Source organism: Streptomyces sp. W16 (genome assembly GCF_033194735.1).
Taxonomy (GTDB): Bacteria; Actinomycetota; Actinomycetes; order Streptomycetales; family Streptomycetaceae; genus Streptomyces.
The window spans coordinates 1-1,722 of the sequence record NZ_JAWOAI010001002.1 but is presented as its reverse complement, the minus strand read 5'-3'; the positions used below and the strand labels follow the sequence as shown (position 1 = coordinate 1,722).

Here is a 1,722-nt window from a genome sequence, read left to right as displayed (position 1 = left end):
CGGCGGCGGTCTTGTCCCGCACGAGCAGCCGCGGCGGCGGGGTGGTCGGCGTGGTCCTGACCGCGGTCATCCCAGCACCAGCCGTCCGGCCATCTCGCCGAGCCGGATCCGGGCCAGCGCGAGATTGCCCTCCGTGCGGGCCAGCCACAGATGCAGGAACACACTGCTGTCGAACGACGTCCGCACGAACCGCAGCACGTGATAGCTGTCCCGGTTGCTGACGATCAGATCCTCCAGCGGAGGATCGTCGGCCTCTTCTCCGTCCTTCCCCTCGGACGCGAACGCCCGGTGCTCGGCCGCCAGCCGCGCCAGCTCCGCGGCCTCGGCCGCGCTGGCCTCCTGGTCACCCCCGGGCGACTCTCCCACGACGCCCAGGGCCAGCCCGCTGGTCCAGTCGACCAGCGCGGCGCCCCGGGCACCGGGCAGTCGCATGGCCTCCAGTAAGCACTCGTCGATTCCGGGCACCGTGGCTCCCCTCCCGCCTGCGGTTCGGCTGAGTGACGACGAAGCTACGCACCGTGTGGCCGAGGGGTGAGGGATCTGGCATTTTCCAGTGGGACATGCCCCGAGTGACTAAGGTGGGTCAACTGACTCCGTTTTCACACGAGTTGCGTGAGCCAGTTGAACCGCGCGCCCGCCGGTGTGCGTCAACGGCGCCCGGGTGCGCGCAGGGTGGTGAGCGCGGCGGTGTGCGCCCCTCCGGATTCGGCCACGATCTCCGCCACCGTCTGCGGCTTCCGCACGGTCGCGAACGTCACACCCCCCGAACCGTCCGGGACGAAGCCGTAAATACCGGGCCTGGCAAGGGAGTTGTAGGCGTAGTGGGCCGCGAAGTAGTACGCCCCGGTGTCCAGCGCCGCCGCGTGGTCACCCTGCTCCAGCAAGGGCAGCGCCTGCCCCTCGGCCAGCAGATCACCCGCGAAGCAGGCCGGACCGGCGACGTCCTGCACCACCTCGGGCCCCGACTTGGGCCGCCCCTTCCCGTCGTAGGCGGCGATCCGCAGCGGCCACGACTGCGGCGCGTAGACCGTCCGCGTCGCCACCTGCACACCCGCGTGCGTGACCGCGATCGGCCGCCCGCCGGCACTCTTCGCGTACTCGACCCGGGCCACCACCGTCCCCTGCTTGGCCAGCATCGACCGCCCGAACTCGGTCACCAGCCCGTACCGTCCGTCGAACAGACCCGGCACCGTCTCCCTCAGCAGCCACGCGTACTGCGCGTACGTCGGACTCGTCGCGTCCGAGCCGAAGTTGACCCCCAGCCCGCCGCCGATGTCGAGCGTGTCGATCTGCCGCCGCCCGAGCCGCGCGTTGATCTCCTCCGCCAGCTGGTACGTCTCCGCGACGCCGCGCGCCAGCAGCTCCAGCGGGATGCCCTGCGACCCGGTGTGCGCGTGCAGCCGGGTCAGCCACGGCCGCTCGGCGAACGCCCGCACCACCCACTCGCGCGCCCCCTCGTCCCGCAGCGCCACCCCGAACTTGGAGGTCGCCGTCGCGGTGGAGAGTGCCGCGATCGACCCGCCCCCGATCTGCGGATTGACCCGGATCCCGAGCGGCGAACGACTCGTCGCCGACCGCATCAGCCCGTCGATCCGCTCCAGCTCCTGCGGATTGTCGATGTTCACCGCGATGCCCAGCGCCAGCGCCTCCCGCAGCTCCGCCGGCGTCTTCGCGGGCGCGTCGAGCACGGTCCGCTCCGGCCGGACACCGGCCGCCCGTGCG

At 72.1% G+C, this 1,722-nt stretch carries 2 protein-coding genes; both read right to left on the bottom strand.

Annotated elements, in window-relative coordinates:
* Nucleotides 1-66 precede the first annotated feature (66 nt).
* A complete protein-coding gene (locus R6V09_RS52440) occupies nucleotides 67-465 on the bottom strand; it encodes a hypothetical protein (RefSeq protein ID WP_317888449.1) in 399 nt (132 codons plus the stop codon).
* Between the two features lie 182 nt (nucleotides 466-647).
* Nucleotides 648-1,722, bottom strand: a 1,075-nt coding sequence (locus tag R6V09_RS52435) for a diaminopimelate decarboxylase (RefSeq protein WP_317888448.1), incomplete at its 5' end; no start/stop codon positions are given.